The 15,828-nt window shown below is 45.4% G+C and carries 13 protein-coding genes; 6 read left to right on the plus strand and 7 right to left on the minus strand.

All coding sequences use genetic code 11. From position 1 onward, the window contains the following. Window positions 1-14 precede the first annotated feature (14 nt). Complete coding sequence (locus tag ABQ275_RS02805; protein ID WP_349316749.1) at window positions 15-3,662, minus strand: TraB/GumN family protein; 3,648 nt, start codon at window positions 3,660-3,662, stop codon at window positions 15-17. Between the two features lie 175 nt (window positions 3,663-3,837). Between ABQ275_RS02805 and rpsA the strand changes: the two genes are divergently transcribed. Then, window positions 3,838-5,742, plus strand: a complete 1,905-nt coding sequence (gene rpsA, locus ABQ275_RS02810) for a 30S ribosomal protein S1 (protein WP_349316750.1) — start codon at window positions 3,838-3,840, stop codon at window positions 5,740-5,742. Window positions 5,743-5,798: 56 nt separating this feature from the next. On the opposite strand, the gene ABQ275_RS02815 is transcribed toward rpsA, so the two are convergent. The 4 genes from ABQ275_RS02815 to hxpB form a co-directional block, all read right to left on the minus strand. Then, window positions 5,799-6,452, minus strand: a complete 654-nt coding sequence (locus ABQ275_RS02815) for a HipA domain-containing protein (RefSeq protein ID WP_349318815.1) — start codon at window positions 6,450-6,452, stop codon at window positions 5,799-5,801. Then, on the minus strand, window positions 6,449-6,877 hold the full coding sequence (locus tag ABQ275_RS02820; protein ID WP_349316751.1) for a hypothetical protein: 429 nt from the start codon (window positions 6,875-6,877) through the stop codon (window positions 6,449-6,451). Before ABQ275_RS02820 ends, ABQ275_RS02815 begins: the two co-directional genes overlap by 4 nt. Before the next feature lies 1 nt (window position 6,878). After that, window positions 6,879-7,178, minus strand: a complete 300-nt coding sequence (locus ABQ275_RS02825) for a helix-turn-helix transcriptional regulator (RefSeq protein WP_349316752.1) — start codon at window positions 7,176-7,178, stop codon at window positions 6,879-6,881. Between the two features lie 91 nt (window positions 7,179-7,269). Beyond that, complete coding sequence (gene hxpB / locus ABQ275_RS02830; RefSeq protein WP_349316753.1) at window positions 7,270-7,929, minus strand: hexitol phosphatase HxpB; 660 nt, start codon at window positions 7,927-7,929, stop codon at window positions 7,270-7,272. Window positions 7,930-8,495: 566 nt separating this feature from the next. Here hxpB and ABQ275_RS02835 point away from each other — a divergent pair. The 3 genes from ABQ275_RS02835 to ABQ275_RS02845 are packed head-to-tail and all read left to right on the plus strand — an operon-like array spanning window position 8,496 to window position 12,006. Beyond that, entirely contained in the window at window positions 8,496-10,607 is a 2,112-nt protein-coding gene (locus ABQ275_RS02835) for a nitrite reductase (protein ID WP_349316754.1), read from the plus strand. A 29-nt stretch (window positions 10,608-10,636) separates the two neighbouring features. Further along, window positions 10,637-11,413 (plus strand): uroporphyrinogen-III C-methyltransferase, encoded by a 777-nt coding sequence (gene cobA / locus ABQ275_RS02840; RefSeq protein ID WP_349316755.1) that lies wholly within the window; start codon window positions 10,637-10,639, stop codon window positions 11,411-11,413. Beyond that, entirely contained in the window at window positions 11,413-12,006 is a 594-nt protein-coding gene (locus ABQ275_RS02845) for a bifunctional precorrin-2 dehydrogenase/sirohydrochlorin ferrochelatase (RefSeq protein ID WP_349316756.1), read from the plus strand. Before cobA ends, ABQ275_RS02845 begins: the two co-directional genes overlap by 1 nt. 1 nt (window position 12,007) lies before the next feature. Here ABQ275_RS02845 and ABQ275_RS02850 read toward each other — a convergent pair whose 3' ends face one another. Continuing rightward, complete coding sequence (locus ABQ275_RS02850) at window positions 12,008-12,349, minus strand: DUF488 domain-containing protein (RefSeq protein WP_349316757.1); 342 nt, start codon at window positions 12,347-12,349, stop codon at window positions 12,008-12,010. A gap of 53 nt (window positions 12,350-12,402) precedes the next feature. On the opposite strand from ABQ275_RS02850, the gene ABQ275_RS02855 reads away from it, so the two are divergent. Continuing rightward, a complete protein-coding gene (locus ABQ275_RS02855; RefSeq protein ID WP_349316758.1) occupies window positions 12,403-13,050 on the plus strand; it encodes an HD domain-containing protein in 648 nt (215 codons plus the stop codon). Window positions 13,051-13,061: 11 nt separating this feature from the next. Here ABQ275_RS02855 and ABQ275_RS02860 read toward each other — a convergent pair whose 3' ends face one another. Next, window positions 13,062-13,586 (minus strand): acyl-CoA thioesterase, encoded by a 525-nt coding sequence (locus ABQ275_RS02860; RefSeq protein WP_349316759.1) that lies wholly within the window; start codon window positions 13,584-13,586, stop codon window positions 13,062-13,064. Between the two features lie 333 nt (window positions 13,587-13,919). Between ABQ275_RS02860 and ABQ275_RS02865 the strand changes: the two genes are divergently transcribed. Next, window positions 13,920-15,581, plus strand: a complete 1,662-nt coding sequence (locus ABQ275_RS02865; protein ID WP_349316760.1) for a CTP synthase — start codon at window positions 13,920-13,922, stop codon at window positions 15,579-15,581. Window positions 15,582-15,828 lie beyond the last annotated feature (247 nt).

Consider the following 15,828-nt stretch of genomic DNA (forward strand, 5'->3'; position numbering starts at 1 on the left):
ATTTATTAACAGCCTTATTCTTCGTCCTCGTTTTCAGCAGTTGTTTGCAGCGATTCGGTATAAATATCGCTGATGGTAGCTGCCAGTGCTGCATCTGTGGTATCTACCTGTTCTGCTTTCAGGTCTTCTATAAAGGAAGGCGATAATTCAAACGCGCCGGGAACAACCGGCTGCGGTCCGCTCACAATATATTGCCATTCTTCTTCGCCCGCATCCTGATACTTATATTTAAAAACAAAGAAATGCTTCGCTTGTTTATTAACCGGGATCTTAATTTTTTTCACCAACTGTAGGTTATCTACATACATATCATCTTCATTCAGGTAGCTGAAAACGGCTGCCCTGGAAACGATTTCAGCAGAAAGCAGGTGTTTGATAACCGCCAGCTGTTGATTATCATGAAGGCTTGATATGAATCCCTGGCCATAAACCGGATCATTTATAAGCCGGCGGAGTTGTTCCGTTGTCGGTTTTCCTTTAGCATTTATCAACCCTTGTCCACCAATATTCCTGATTTCGGAAGAACTGTCCTTTAACATAGCCCGAAAGCGGGAAACGTTGCCACCGGCCATGGTGGGCAGCGCCAGCAGGTTACCAAATGTACGCAGGTGGTTGATACCGGAATAGTAGGCCCTTGATTCAAATGCCGCTTTCTCTTTTTCTTTCCAGGCTTCGTCAAACAACCGCTGTAAGCCGGGCTTTAATTTTGCCATGCCGTACTGGCTATAATCCGGGGCTTTCCAGATGGAGTCCCAACTGCTGTGCCAGGCGAAATAAGTCAGAAAATCGTCTGAAGCAGCCGCCATGCTAATCATTTCCGGCAGATACTTAGCGTAAAAGGGCTTGCGCTTCACACTGTATCCAAATGTCCGCTGGTCGCCAACATCCTGGCGACGCACGTCTTTCACCAGGGTCAGGAATGTTTGCAGCCCTTGTTCATCCAGGTTGGAAATAAACCAAAGGAGATCATTTTTTTCTTCCCTGTTTTTACTGTGCTGATAGAGCTGTGTAGCTGTTTGTACCAGCCCGGTGTCAGAAAACCGGCGCAGTAAACGGAGTAATTCCATTTTCACGGTAGAGTTGATGGTACTGGTATCCAGCGGAAATGGTTCCAGTAAAGTCTGCAATACCTGTTGCTGGTTGGTGGAATCAACTTCGAAGTTGGACAATGCTTCGGCGGCAGTATAGAAAGCAGTTGTATCGGTTGCGTGCAGATTGTGCAGCAGTTCACCGGTTCTGGCGATGCTTATGTCACTGGTGTCCTGCAATTTTGTATTAAACCTGATGGATGATATAAATTTTTCCGCATAGCCTTTGGTTTCCAGCTCATCTGCCATGATGCTGGTAAAGTAGTATAGCCGTCTTCCGGCCAGTACGCCGCGGGTAGTGGTATAAAGACCTGCATGCAGGTGTTGCCATTTTACATCGTATACATACATCCCGTTCTGCATATACTGGTGGTAAGCAATCACCCGCTTGGTGCTATCGGTGAAGGGGGGCCGTAATTGCTTGAAGATGCTATCCGGCGTATTTGTATAATAAGGATTATAGGTTTGTTCCATGACCAGGTAAGTGGCCTGGAGACTGCTGTCGCCCGCGCGGTACATGCCTGTTTTATAATCGCCCTGGTCTGCTTTCAACAGGCTTTGTGTAACCGTGTACGTGGTGGGTCCTGATACGGTAAAGGTGCTGTCTTCAGACGTGAAACCCACGCCCGGCGCGGTTGATGACACCGGTGCCAGGTGGAAACTGTTCATGTACCTTGCTGCTTTATCCCCGGAGGCCGGCAGGTACTGACAAAGTAATAAGTAACTGAGGTTGCCCCTGAAAATCATTCTCAGCCAGCCGTTATAGCCGGTACTGTAGCGCACTTTAATATCCATCGCCCGATGTCCTTCGTATGTAAACGAGGTAGAATCGGTTTGTTGCATCAGGCTGTCGCTGCTGAATAAATTAGCCTTGGTTTGATTAATCATCACCTGGTCGCTCACATTATAATACCCCGGTGAGGTTTTCATTACATCCAGTGAATAACTGACCTGCTCTCCCCGGTCAAGACCGGAATAGCTTTCCGCAAAACGGCCGGAAGTAGATTGAGTAGATTTATTATCCACATTAAACAGCTGGTAGGGAGATGGGAACAACACCCGGAAGCCGGCCAACTGATTGCTGAGGGTATCATACACCATTGTGGTGGTGGATACGTCCATCATCCGTACAGAATTAAAGTATTCCTGCATGGCGGTTGTATCCTGATCGGATCCTATGTTATGCATGAACAGGTATACTTTATTGTTGCGGAGGAAAACACGTACGCGGTAGTCTACCTGTTGTGCGGTAATGCTGCCTTCAACACCTTCATTGTCGCGGTAGTTGATGGTATGCACATCGCGGGGTTGGGTGCCGAATTTCTGCGCCATACCATTGATCACCATCTCTTTTAATTTGCCCGGATCGGTTGCCATTTGGGCAACACTGATGGCATAGGCGAATGCCATTTCGTTGGTAGCCTCGTCTGCGCTCAGGTACATGAAGGTATTGGAACCAGGAAGCGGGTAGGCGATGGGCATACCGGGCAGGGTTACACTATATCCCTCCCCAACGCGGTTCAGGGCATATCCTTTCAGGTTGGCATATTGTTGTTTATAGGTGTTGGCTACGCCGGTAAAAGTAGCGGGTACCATGGTTACGGTATAGCCTTTATTCCTGAGAAGGGCCAGTATGCCGTTTGTTCCGGGGAGATGTGCTGCTCCCACTGCGGCAAATACGGCGCCTTGTTTGTTAAGTTTGATGAGATTGCCGGTCATGTCGCGGTTACGCTTGTTCATCAGTTGCAGGGCTTTCTTTTCCTGTTCCTGGCTCGCAATCCATTTGTTCATGGTTTCCAGGTTGCCGCTGTAATAAATGTTCACAAGGGAGTCCAGGTAATAGCCCCGTAATGCCGAGCGGGATTTGTTCCATTCCGTCAGAGAGCCATTTAATTGCTCATAGTAGCCGATTTCTTCCAGGAACATCTCTTTTTCCAGGTCGGGTACGATACCGGCAAAGAGGCCGGTCTGATTTTCCAGCCCTTCCAGTCCGGCGAGTTTTTTATTAAGACTGGCCGCTTTCTGGTGGAACCAGGCATCCAGGAAGATGTGTTCCCGGGCGTCTTTATTGTTGCCGGCTTTGGCCAGTTCTTCTTCCTGGTCTATCAGTAATTTTTCAATATACCAGAGCCTTTTTGTTTGTAACTGGCTGATATGCAGGCCCGATTTGGCTTTTACGAGACTGTCCGTATAAGCATACTGGCCATAGTCCAGCATTTTGCGCATATAGTTGGTCGTGTCTAGCACAGGGCCCTGTGGATTAAAAAGATAGCTCATGAGGGAGTCGAGGTCCAGTTCGGTGGCGAAGGTCTTCGACTGATGAAATGCTGTGAGTACGGAATCACTGAAATCAAATACGCGTGGGTCGCGGAGATGCATGGTACCGTAGAGGTAAGAGGAATGTGGAATGCCGGGACCGTCGATGCGCCACAATAGCTGGTACTTGCTTCTGTTGGAAGCGGAGTCCTGGGCATGGGCAGCAGGGTTGAAGAGCAGGCAAAGCAACAAAACGTATAGCAGGCTGAAGCAAATACTTTTGCGGCTGCATAGGGGATGAATATAGGGATAAAGCATACCTGGGTAAATGAAAAAAAATAATATGATGCGAAATTATCTAAAAAGTACGTTAAATACCACAGTGAAGGCTGTTTTTCTTCAAAAAAAGGGATGGCAAAAGCGTATTTATTTCGTATCTTTGCCGTCCCATAAAACAGGGAGTCCGGGTATTCCGGATTAAATACAATTTTTTATGAGTGAAAACAACATTCCTAACGAACAAAACGCTGAACAACAGGCTCCACAGGCAGCAGCTGCCGTGGTAGAAACAGCGACAAAAAATGTACCTGTTGAAGTGGCTACTGCTCATGACGATTTCGACTGGAGCGTAGACAAACGTAATGTATCTTCTTATACCAAGGAAGAGAAAGAGAAGTACGATATCACGTACGACAGCACTTTCAAGGTAATTGAAGAGAATGGCTTACTGACCGGTACAGTGGTGGGTGTTACCAACACTGACGTAGTAATCAACATCGGTTTCAAATCTGATGGTTTGATTTCTCTCAACGAATTCCGCGATTTACAGGGTCTGAAAATCGGTGATGAAGTTGAAGTACTGGTAGTAGAAAAAGAAGACCGGGATGGTAACCTGCACCTGAGCCGTAAACAAGCTCGCCAGAAACGTGCATGGGAAAAGATCGTGGAAGTTTACAAAACAGGCGAAGTGGTTACTGGTACTGTTACCAGCAAAACCAAAGGCGGCTTGATCGTAGATGTGTATGGTATGGAAACATTCCTGCCAGGTTCTCAGATCGACGTGAAACCGGTTACCGACTACGACCAGTTTGTAGGCAAAACGATGGAGTTCAAGGTGGTGAAAGTAAACGAAACCATCCGCAACGCCGTTGTTTCTCACAAGGCACTGATCGAAAGCGATATCGAACAACAAAGAGTAGATATTATCTCCAAACTGGAAAAAGGCCAGGTATTGGAAGGTACTATCAAGAATATCACCGACTTCGGTGCGTTCATCGACCTGGGTGGTCTGGACGGCTTGCTGTATATCACCGATATCAGCTGGGGCCGTATCTCCCATCCGAGCGAAGTACTGCAGATGGATCAGAAAATCAACGTTGTTGTGCTTGACTTTGATGACGAAAAACGTCGCATAAGCCTGGGCTACAAACAACTGACTCCTCATCCTTGGGATACTTTACCAGCTACCATCACTGAAGGTGCTAAAGTAAAAGGTAAAGTAGTGAACATTGAAGATTACGGTGCATTCCTGGAAATCATGCCAGGTGTAGAAGGACTGGTTCACGTATCTGAAATCTCCTGGGCTTCAACTCCTATCAACGCTAAAGAATTCTTCAAATTAGGCGAAGAATACGAAGCCGTAGTAGTTACCCTGAGCAAAGACGAGCGTAAAATGAGCCTGTCTATCAAGCAACTGACAGAAGATCCATGGTCTACTATCGAAACTAAATTCCCGGTTGAAAGCCGTCATAAAGGTATCGTGAAAAACATCACTCCTTACGGCGTTTTCGTTGAACTGGAAACTGGCATCGGTGGTATGATCCATATCTCTGACCTGAGCTGGATCAAACGTTTCAATCACCCTAGCGAATACACTAAAGTAGGTAACGAAATAGATGTAGTTATCCTGGGTATTGATAAGGAAAACCGCAAACTGAGCCTCGGCCACAAACAGATTGAAGAAGATCCTTGGAACACTTTCGAAACTATCTTCCCGATTAACTCCGTTCATGAAGGAACTGTAGTGAAGAAAGATGAAAAAGGTGCTACTGTTCAACTGCAGTACGGTCTGGAAGCTTACTCACCTGCACGTCACCTGAGAACTGAAGATGAAAAACCAATCAACGTTGAAGACGTGAAAGAATTCATGATCATCGAATTCGATCGCAGCGAAAAACGTATCCTGGTTTCTCATACAAGAGTTTGGGAAAAAGCACAGGCTGAAGAAAAACAGGCTGTTGTTAAAGAGAAGAGAGACGAAGCGGACAAAACCCGTAAAGCAGTGAAAAACATTCAGGGTAAAGTAGAAAAAGCTACTTTAGGTGACCTGGGTGCTTTAGCTGAACTGAGAGAAAAACTGAAACAGTCTGAAGGCGGCGAAGAAAAAAGCGCGCAATAAGATCCGGTTTCATTAAATAATAATCCCGTTCTGTGTAAAAACAGAACGGGATTTTTTTATTTGATAGAGAAAGCATTTTCCATCCGTTGCTGTTCACTGCGAGGGATGCCGGTTTTTCCGGCTATTTCATGCCAATGACTTACTGTTCTCGTGATCTTATCGATAATTAACTCTCTTTTCTTTTCCTGCACCCGGAATTGTTCTGCTACTTCCCGGGCCAGATCAAGATCGAGTGCATTGCTGTATTCGGAAATATTCAGGTGCAGTCCCGTGGAATCCGGAATGGGATTAATATCATAGGCTGGTGATAAGCTCCATCCTTTTGGTGTGAGCAGAAAGCCGTGATTTCTCAGGTGGTCGTCACTATTACTTACGCAAATGTTAAAAACGTTCCTACGCCATAGTTCTTCCATATCCTTATCAGGCTGGGCACCGTATTGCATGATGAATTCTGCGAGGTGCAGATAAGATACATTAGCCGCAGCATCCGCACCATCAACCTGACCGAGTAGCGTCAGGGCTGATGCAAAATGAATGCGTTTGTCTCCACTACGATCAAAACGTTTCGTCAGGTAACTGTGGTAGTCCTGGGTAAAGCGACGAGCTACTCCTGTTGCCACATTCAGTCCGGACTGGGTTGCCAGTGTATTGACAACAGCTTCCCATCCACCGATGTCCCATTCATCTTTGCGGCTTGGGAATTTGGCTATCCAGAGAGGAACGAGCCGTTCCCGTCTAACTTAAACCTGATAGCCCCCATCCGATAGCGGTCAAAAACGCCCAGCAGGTAATCACTTTCCATCAGCGACCGGGGCTTTCGGCCTTCCTGCCGCGCGAGCATTGCTTCCCGGCGTTCCATTAATACACGTTCCCACCGGTCAGGTGCAGAATCTGTAAACAGACCGAAATTGGGCTTCTCTTCTTTATTGTATTGTGGTCCCGCATAAAATCCCAGGTCAGGATCAAGTAACAAAGCCCGGCCTGTTTCCAGCCATGCTTTATCATAAGAAAAAGAAAAGATCTCTTTTCCCCGCACCTGTTCAATACGAAGGGTCCCCATCAAGGCAGCGCCTTCCAGCTCCATCCAGTCAGCATAAACCAGTATTTGCTTTGTATACGCGCCTGTTTTTGCCATCTTATTTCTTTTTATTTAACAGTCCGGCATCCTGTAATTTTCTTCCCAACGGATCGTCTGCGGCTACCTTTAGCAGGTCTTTATCCAATCCCAACACAAAAAGTACCTGTAGATAAGAACTTAGGGCTACACCTGCAGCCCCCTTTTCGATCAATTGCAGGGTGGAACGGGCAATACCAGCCCTTTCCGCTACCTGGTTTTCAGATAGCTTCCGGCGTTTGCGCGCCAGTTTTATATTTTCCCCCAATTCCAGGAGTGTTTTTTCTGCAGAGGGTAATAGTATGCTCTTTTTACTTTTCAATTGACCGATATTTCAGTCAAATATACGTAAAAATGACCGGAATATCATCCTTTTTTGTAAAAAGAGCTTCTTCGTAAAATGGACAATTTAACTATTTACACAGCAGGGAAAGTTTGGCTGCGTTGAATTCCAGGAGGGAATCCAGCTTCATGTCTGCCAGTGCGTAGCGGGCATCGTGGCGGTTATGCAGCTCAGGCACCACCACCGTTTTCATCCTGGCAGCCTTGGCGGCTATCATACCGGTAACAGAGTCTTCAAAGGCTAAACAGTCCAGCGGATCGCTGTGCAGTGCTTTGGCACAGGCCAGGTATACGGCGGGATGCGGCTTACCATAGTCCTCAAATTCGGCAGAATATACGGCTTCAAAATAATCCCTGATTTCCAGGTGAGCCAGCACAGCTTCTATGAGCCGCAGGGAAGAAGAGGAAGCTAGTCCCATCTTAAACCCCTGTGCTTTAAAAAATTGCAGGATATACTGCAAACCTTCCATGGCCTTGCCTTCCGCTATTATTTTATGGGTAACATTATCAATGATCTCTTCTGTTACCACTTCCGGGCTTTTGCTGTTCCATTTAAAATAGTTGTGCCAGTAGCTCACCACTTCTTTGGTGCGCAACCCTGTTGTAAGGTGTGTCAACTCAGGAGATAATGTAACGCCTACCGTTGTAAATACCTCCCGCAAAGCAATACCCCAAAGTGGTTCGGAGTCTATCAGGAGGCCATCCATATCAAATATTACCGTGTTAATCATGATTTGTCTTTAGCGCCGCAAAGATAAGGAATGCGTTGGGTAAACTATCCTGTGGTGATAATGCCCGTCAGCCGGGTTTTCCATAATGCGGAGAAAAGACATTCTTAATAAGGAGTGGAAGCCATAATAAATAGTTATACCGCATAAGTTCTGGTTATGGCGGATCTCTCGTCTTTAACGGACTTGTCTGTTATAAATAAATGATAAATAATGTGTTGTATATAAATACTATTTATCAGTGTCCATTTTCCCTTTGTTTATCTCTCAAAATATTCCTGCATTTTTATCAAAAAAAGTTTTGGAAAGACGCCCTGCATTTCTATCTTTGTATTACTCTACTAAAATTATAGGAAATATGGGTAATAATCAGGGCAGAAATTGTGGCAGAATGGGTAGTTGTTGTTTTATAGCAGCTGCGGAACGCGTGTAAGTATGAAATACCGATGATTGCTTATTATCATCATAATAGTTATACGATGCCTCCGCAAATAGCCGGGGGCGTTTGATTTTTATACACCCAACCAGAATTTTAAAAAGTTTTTTACCACCAACAGAAAATATTTTTTATGCAAAGCTTCAGAACAGAACTTGAAAATCCAATAGTAGAACGTGATATCATAGACCTGGAGAAGAAGATTCACCTGTTCCGCGAAGGAAAAATTCCGGATGAGAAATTCCGCAGCCTTCGTTTGGCCAGAGGCATTTATGGCCAGCGCCAGCCAGGTGTGCAGATGATCCGCATAAAATTACCTTATGGTAAAATGACCCTGCAACAGTGGGGTCGTATCTGCGATGTTTCCGATGAATACGCTACCAGCAACCTGCATTTTACTACCCGTCAGGATATACAGATCCACTTTGTGAGCCTGGACAGAACACCTGAACTGTGGCACAAACTGGAAGAAGATCAGGTGACCATCCGCGAAGCCTGCGGTAACACCGTTCGTAACGTTACTGCATCTGACCGCGCCGGTATTGACCCGCACGAACCATTTGATGTAACACCCTACGCGGATGCAGCTTTCCGCTATTTTCTCCGCAACCCTATTTCCCAGGAAATGGGCCGCAAATTTAAAATAGCTTTCTCTTCCAGCGATTATGATACCGCCTGGGCTTTCATTCACGACGTTGGACTGGTGCCAAAAGTGAAGATAGTAGACGGTAAAGAAGTACGTGGCTTCAAAGTGGTAATAGGCGGCGGTTTGGGCGCACAACCCATGCTGGCGAAACCTACCCTCGACTTCCTGGAAGCAGACAAGCTCCTGCCTTATATTGAAAATGTAATACGTGTGTTTGATCGCTATGGCGAAAGAACCAACAGAAATAAAGCGCGGTTGAAATATCTTCTTCAGAAAATTGGTCTGGAAGAATTTGAACGCCTGATGCAGGAAGAATATCCAGCCATCAAAGTAAAACAGGTGGAAATAGATGCTGCCGCCTGGCCGCAAACCGTACCGCCTGTTGTTGGTGAAGTACCTGCCTATACCCTCAAAGATCAGCAAAAGTATGAGGCCTGGAAGAAGACCAATACTTTTGAACAAAAACAAACCGGCTACATTGCTGCATACGTTAAAGTACTGCTGGGCAACCTGCCTACAGGTATCGCCCGCAAGATGATTGACGCCCTGCGGCCGGTAATAGCAGATGATGTGAGAGTAACTGCCAACCAGGGCCTGCTCCTGAAATATATTCTGCCGGAAAACCTGCCTTATGTATTCAGCGTACTGGATGAATTGGGTTTTGCTGATCCTGGTTTTGACAGTGTGGCTGACATCACTTCCTGCCCCGGTACAGATACCTGTAACCTCGGTATTTCCAACAGCACCGGTGTGGCTGCTGTAATGGAAGATGTTATCAGGGAAGAATTTCCTGATCTGATTTATAACCGCGACATCAAAATCAAGATCAGCGGTTGTATGAACTCCTGCGGACAGCATGGTATCGCCAGCATCGGCTTCCATGGTTCTTCCATGAAAAGCGGTGGCCGCGTATTACCTGCCCTGCAAGTATTGCTGGGTGGTGGCATCCTCGGTAACGGCGAAGGACGTATAGCCGGTAAGGTGATAAAAGTACCGAGCCGCCGTGGTCCGGACGTATTACGCCTGCTGTTGAGCGATTACGAATCCAACGGTGTGCAGAGCGAGCTGTTTAACGACTACTTTGACCGTCAGGGTGAAAAATATTTTTACACATTGCTGAAACCCCTGACAGATCTCACCACCTTACGGGATGACGAGTTTATAGACTGGGGCCAGGCTGAACAATATGCTACTGCTATCGGCGTGGGCGAATGCGCCGGCGTAGTGATTGACCTGGTAGCGGTATTACTGCTGGAAGCAGATGAAAAACTGCAATTGGCGAAAAATGGTATCGAAGCGGGTGCGTATGCCGACAGTATCTACAACATTTACTCCTCGTTTGTGCAGGGTGCTAAGGCATTATTGCTCGGCGAAAGTATCAACTGTAATACACAAATAGGTATGCTGAATGATTTTGACAAACACTTTGTGGATACCGGCAAATTCAGTTTCCCTGAAAGTTTCAAAGCACTGGTACTGACGATTAACGAGAACGAGCCTACGGAAGATTTTGCACGCCGGTATTTTGAAGAGGCTACCAACTTCTATAAAGTAGCACAGGCTTATCGTCAGAAAACCAGCGAACTGGTACAGGCGTAATTTTTTATCTATCTAAAGACTAATATCAAATGCAAAATATACAACCTAAACTTACCCTTGTCGGCGCAGGCCCTGGTGATCCGGAACTGATCACCGTAAAAGGGCTGAAAGCTATTCAGCACGCACGGGTTATTCTTTACGATGCGCTTTCCAACAATGAATTGCTGGAACATGCACCGGCTAACTGTCTTCGTCGTTTTGTAGGTAAACGTGCAGGTATGCACGTTTACTCACAAGATGAGATAAACAGGATGATCGTGAAGTATGCCTTAACTTATGGTAGTGTGGTAAGATTGAAAGGTGGGGATCCTTTTGTATTCGGACGTGGTCAGGAAGAAATAGCTTTCGCACAACAGTTCGGTATCACAGCAGAAGTAATCCCCGGTATCTCCAGTGCTATTTCCATACCCGGTGTAAATAAGATCCCTGTTACCGCCCGTAATGTGAGCGAAGGTTTCTGGGTGATCACCGGCAACACACAACACGGCAACTTATCCCGCGACCTGGATCATGCCATCCAGGCCAATACAACGGTGGTAATACTGATGGGCATGAGCAAACTGGCAGAAATAGCCGGTATTTATGAAGCACAGGGCAAAGGAAAAATACCTGCCGCCATTATTCAAAACGGTTCACTTCCATCCCAACAAATGGGACTGGGAAATGTAGGTGACCTGGTGGAAATAGCAGCCACCAAACAACTGCACAATCCTGCTATTATTGTTATTGGCGAGGTGGTACGCTTTCATGAAGAATTCAATGCTCTACAGGTAAAAGTTTCAGAAGAACTTCAAATAGCTGTATAATGGAAGAGAATCAGTTGTTTCCCGTATTTTTCAAGTTACACCGCCTACAGGTACTTGTTGTGGGCGGCGGTAATATTGGATTGGAGAAAGCAAACGCCTTATTGCAGAATTGTCCGGATGGAAATGTAACCATCGTATCCCTGGACTTTTTACCTGCACTGGAGGAAATTGCGCATCAATATCCAAACGTGACACTGATTCAAAAGCCGTTTTCCTGTGGCGACCTGCTGGGAAAAGACCTGGTGATAGCTGCTACCAACGACAAGGAACTGAACTATCGTATCTGGGAAAAGGCCAAAGTGAGCAAGGTATTGATCAATGTGGCTGATACGCCTGATCTTTGTGATTTTTATCTCGGCTCTATTGTACAGAAAGGAAACCTGAAAATTGCCATCTCTACAAATGGTAAATCGCCTACTGTTGCCAAACGTTTGAAACAGGTATTACAGGAAGCTATCCCCGATACCCTGGATGAAGTATTAAACAAACTATATATCATCCGCGATAAACTGAAAGGTGATTTCAGTAACAAAGTAAAACAACTCAATAGTATCACAGACGTGTTGGTAAAAACAGACAGTGAAAAAATCTGAGCTATTGCTTTAAAATCTCCAGCAGTACCTGTGCCTGGTTATGCTCCTGATCTTTAGCCCCGTATAATAATGTTACCCGATGATGTTGTCCTCTTTCCCTGATGGCAGCCAGCAATTCTTCTCTATCACGTAATTCTGCTTTATATTTTGTTTTGAATGCCGGATATTTTTCGGGTTCATGATTGAACCATTTCCGCAGTGCATCGCTGGGGGCAATATCTTTGATCCATTCGTCTATATGGGCATCTTCTTTCTTCACACCTCTTGGCCATAGCCGGTCTACCAGTATCCGGTAGCCGTCATTTGCCGCATAATCTTCGTATATGCGTTTAATCTGTATCATATTATATATAACGGTTGCGGGTATAAAAAAGTTTCCATCTTATCTTTATAGCTATGCAGGAACAACAGAAAATTATTGATGCAGCCGTTGCTTTTGTAAAAGAGGAGCTGACCGAAGCAGAAGGAGGCCACGACTGGTGGCACATCTACCGGGTATGGCAGCAGGCCCGGCATATTGCGGCAAAAGAAACCGTAGATCCGTTAGTGGTAGAACTGGGTGCATTGCTGCATGATATTGCGGATTCAAAATTCCACGATGGAGATGAAAATATAGGTCCGGCCAAAGCCACGGCTTTTATGCTGTCTTTGGGATTGCCGGAAGCTACCATAACGCATGTGGTCAACATAATCCGTCATATTTCTTTCAAAGGAGGCAATAATGAACAAACGTTCTACTCAACAGAACTGGGCGTAGTACAGGATGCCGATCGCCTGGATGCACTCGGCGCCATTGGTATTGCCCGTGCTTTTAATTACGGCGGCTTTAAAAACAGGGCATTGTATGATCCGGGTATTACACCAGACCTGAATATGAGCCGGGAAACCTACAAGAAAAGTACAGCTCCCACCATTAATCATTTTTATGAAAAGCTATTGCTGCTGAAAGATCGTATGAATACCACCACCGGTAAGGAATTGGCAATAGAACGACATGGGTTTATGGAGACTTTCCTGGAGAAGTTCTTTAAAGAATGGGGATGAATAAATATTCATCAGATCTTTTCAAAGAACAGCGCCTTCAACTCATCGGCGTCCTGGGGTTTCATTTTACCGCTCAGGATGAGGCGGAGCTGGCGGCGGCGGAGGGCTCCTTCATATAATCTTTTTTCTTCTTCTGTATCAGTGATAACACCGGGAACCGGCCGTGAGTTCCCATTGGGGTCGAGGGCTACAAAGGTCATGAAAGCTTCATTGGATTTGTAGCGGTATTGTTGAACGGGATCTTCTCCCCATACCCGTAAATGCACTTCCATGGAAGTATTGAAAGCGCGGCTTATCTTGGATTCTATATGAACGACATTACCCAGTTTGATTGGGTTTTCAAAAGAGATGTTGTCAACGGAGGCAGTCACCACGGGGGCACTGCAATGTTTCATACAGGCGAGGGCGGCTGCAATGTCCATCCAATACATCAAACGGCCACCCATGAGGTTTCCGAAGGTATTGGTATCATTTGGCAAAACCAGTTCTGTCATCTGTATGATCGAATCCTGTGCTCTCTTAGGCGTTAAAGTCATTATTTATGTATTTCGGACGCAAATTTACTGTTTATATCTCTATTGATCTAAAGCATCTGTGGGGTTTGAAATCAGGATAAATGTTTTTAATAAATAATTTCCAACGCTTGAAAATTCTTTAAAACGCCCTGTAGATCAATGATGAGAGCTGAATAGAATCCTCCAAAAATTAGCAAACAAATAAGGCCCCAAAGTAAAAAACTTGGGTGCGAAGCAAATTTGTGTAACTTTGCATGACCTCCGGAAGTAGTTTACTTGACAGGTATTACACCATTTGCAATCTGGCACTTCCCCCATTATAGGTCAAGTATTTTAAGCAGAATTTTAGTTTTTATGGCAAAATATATCTTCGTTACGGGAGGTGTTACTTCCTCTTTGGGTAAAGGAATTATAGCTGCCTCGCTTGCTAAGCTATTGCAGGCGCGCGGCTTTAGAGTGACTATTCAGAAGTTCGATCCATACATAAATGTGGATCCGGGAACGTTAAACCCTTATGAGCACGGGGAATGTTACGTAACAGAAGATGGTGCCGAAACCGATCTTGATCTGGGACATTATGAGCGTTTTTTGAATACGCCCACTTCCCAGGCCAATAACGTTACTACCGGCCGTATTTATCAGACTGTTATCAACAAAGAAAGAGAAGGCGCCTACCTGGGTAAAACCGTACAGGTGATTCCGCACATTACGGATGAAATCAAACGCCGGATCCTTTTGTTGGGCAAAGATGGTAAATATGATATCGTCATTACTGAATTAGGTGGTACGGTGGGCGATATTGAATCACTCCCTTACATTGAAGCGGTTCGTCAGTTACAGTGGGAACTTGGTGAAGAAGATTGTCTTGTAGTGCATCTTACGCTCATTCCGTACCTGCGTGCGGCAAAAGAGCTGAAAACCAAGCCTACACAACACTCTGTACGTTTACTGAGCGAATATGGTGTTCATCCGGACATCATTGTATGCCGCACAGAAGAACCGTTGTACCGTGATCTCAAAAAGAAAATCGCCCTCTTCTGTAATGTACAGGTAGATGCGGTTATCGAGGCCAATGACGTTCCTACCATCTATGAAGTACCGCTGGAAATGATGCGGGAAAAACTGGATATTTCTGTTTTAAAAAGACTGAACCTTCCGGTAGAGAAAGAACCTGAACTGATTAAATGGCGCGAATTCCTGGATAAACTGAAATATCCCAAATCCAAAGTAACGATCGGTTTGATCGGTAAATACGTGGAATTGCAGGATGCTTACAAATCCATCCTCGAATCATTTATTCATGCGGGTTCGCTGAATGAATGCAAAGTAATTGTACAAAATATTCATTCCGAGCATCTTACACCTGAAAATGCCTGTGAAAAACTGAAAAACCTCGATGGGCTACTCGTAGCGCCAGGGTTCGGTCACCGCGGTATTGAAGGAAAGATCACGGCTATTCAGTATGCACGTGAAAATAAGCTGCCTTTCTTTGGTATTTGTTTGGGTATGCAGATGAGTGTGGTGGAATTCGCCCGTAATGTACTGGGCTGGAAAGATGCACACTCCGTGGAAATGAACCCTGATACAGCTCATCCGGTTATCAACCTGATGGAAGAGCAGAAAAAGGTGACTGCAAAAGGCGGTACGATGCGTTTGGGCGCTTACTCCTGCGAATTGCTACCCGGCTCCAAAGCTGCGGAAATATATGGTACTACCACCATCAGCGAAAGACACCGTCACCGTTATGAGTTCAATAACGCCTTCCTGGAACAGTTTGAACAAGCCGGATTGATACCTTCCGGTAAAAACCCGGAAAGTGGCCTGGTAGAAATCGTTGAACTGGCTGACCATCCTTTCTTTGTAGGCTCACAATTCCACCCTGAACTGAAAAGCACCGTGGAAAGCCCGGCCCCGATCTTTGTATCGTTTGTGCAGGCAGCCAAGCTATATGCTGAAAACAAGAATAGTAAAGCGAAGATTGCAGAGGAAAAAGTGGACCAGGATTATAAGATTTAAGGATTGATAGGATGGGTGTAGGAGATAAGATAGATAGATAAATAAGTAATACGATCTTCTTGCGGGTACCTGCTCTTCGTTAAATTAAATATAAAACTCATTCAAAAGCCGTCCGGAGATTTCCGGGCGGCTTTTTTTATCTCCCTGAAATATATCTTTTTATCTCCTATGCCCATCCTATCAATCCTTTTAAACTCCTTTAATCTTGGTCTCACGTAAAAAGACGGATCAAATCATAAATCATGCT

This window comes from Chitinophaga sp. MM2321 (assembly GCF_964033635.1).
Lineage (GTDB): Bacteria > Bacteroidota > Bacteroidia > Chitinophagales > Chitinophagaceae > Chitinophaga.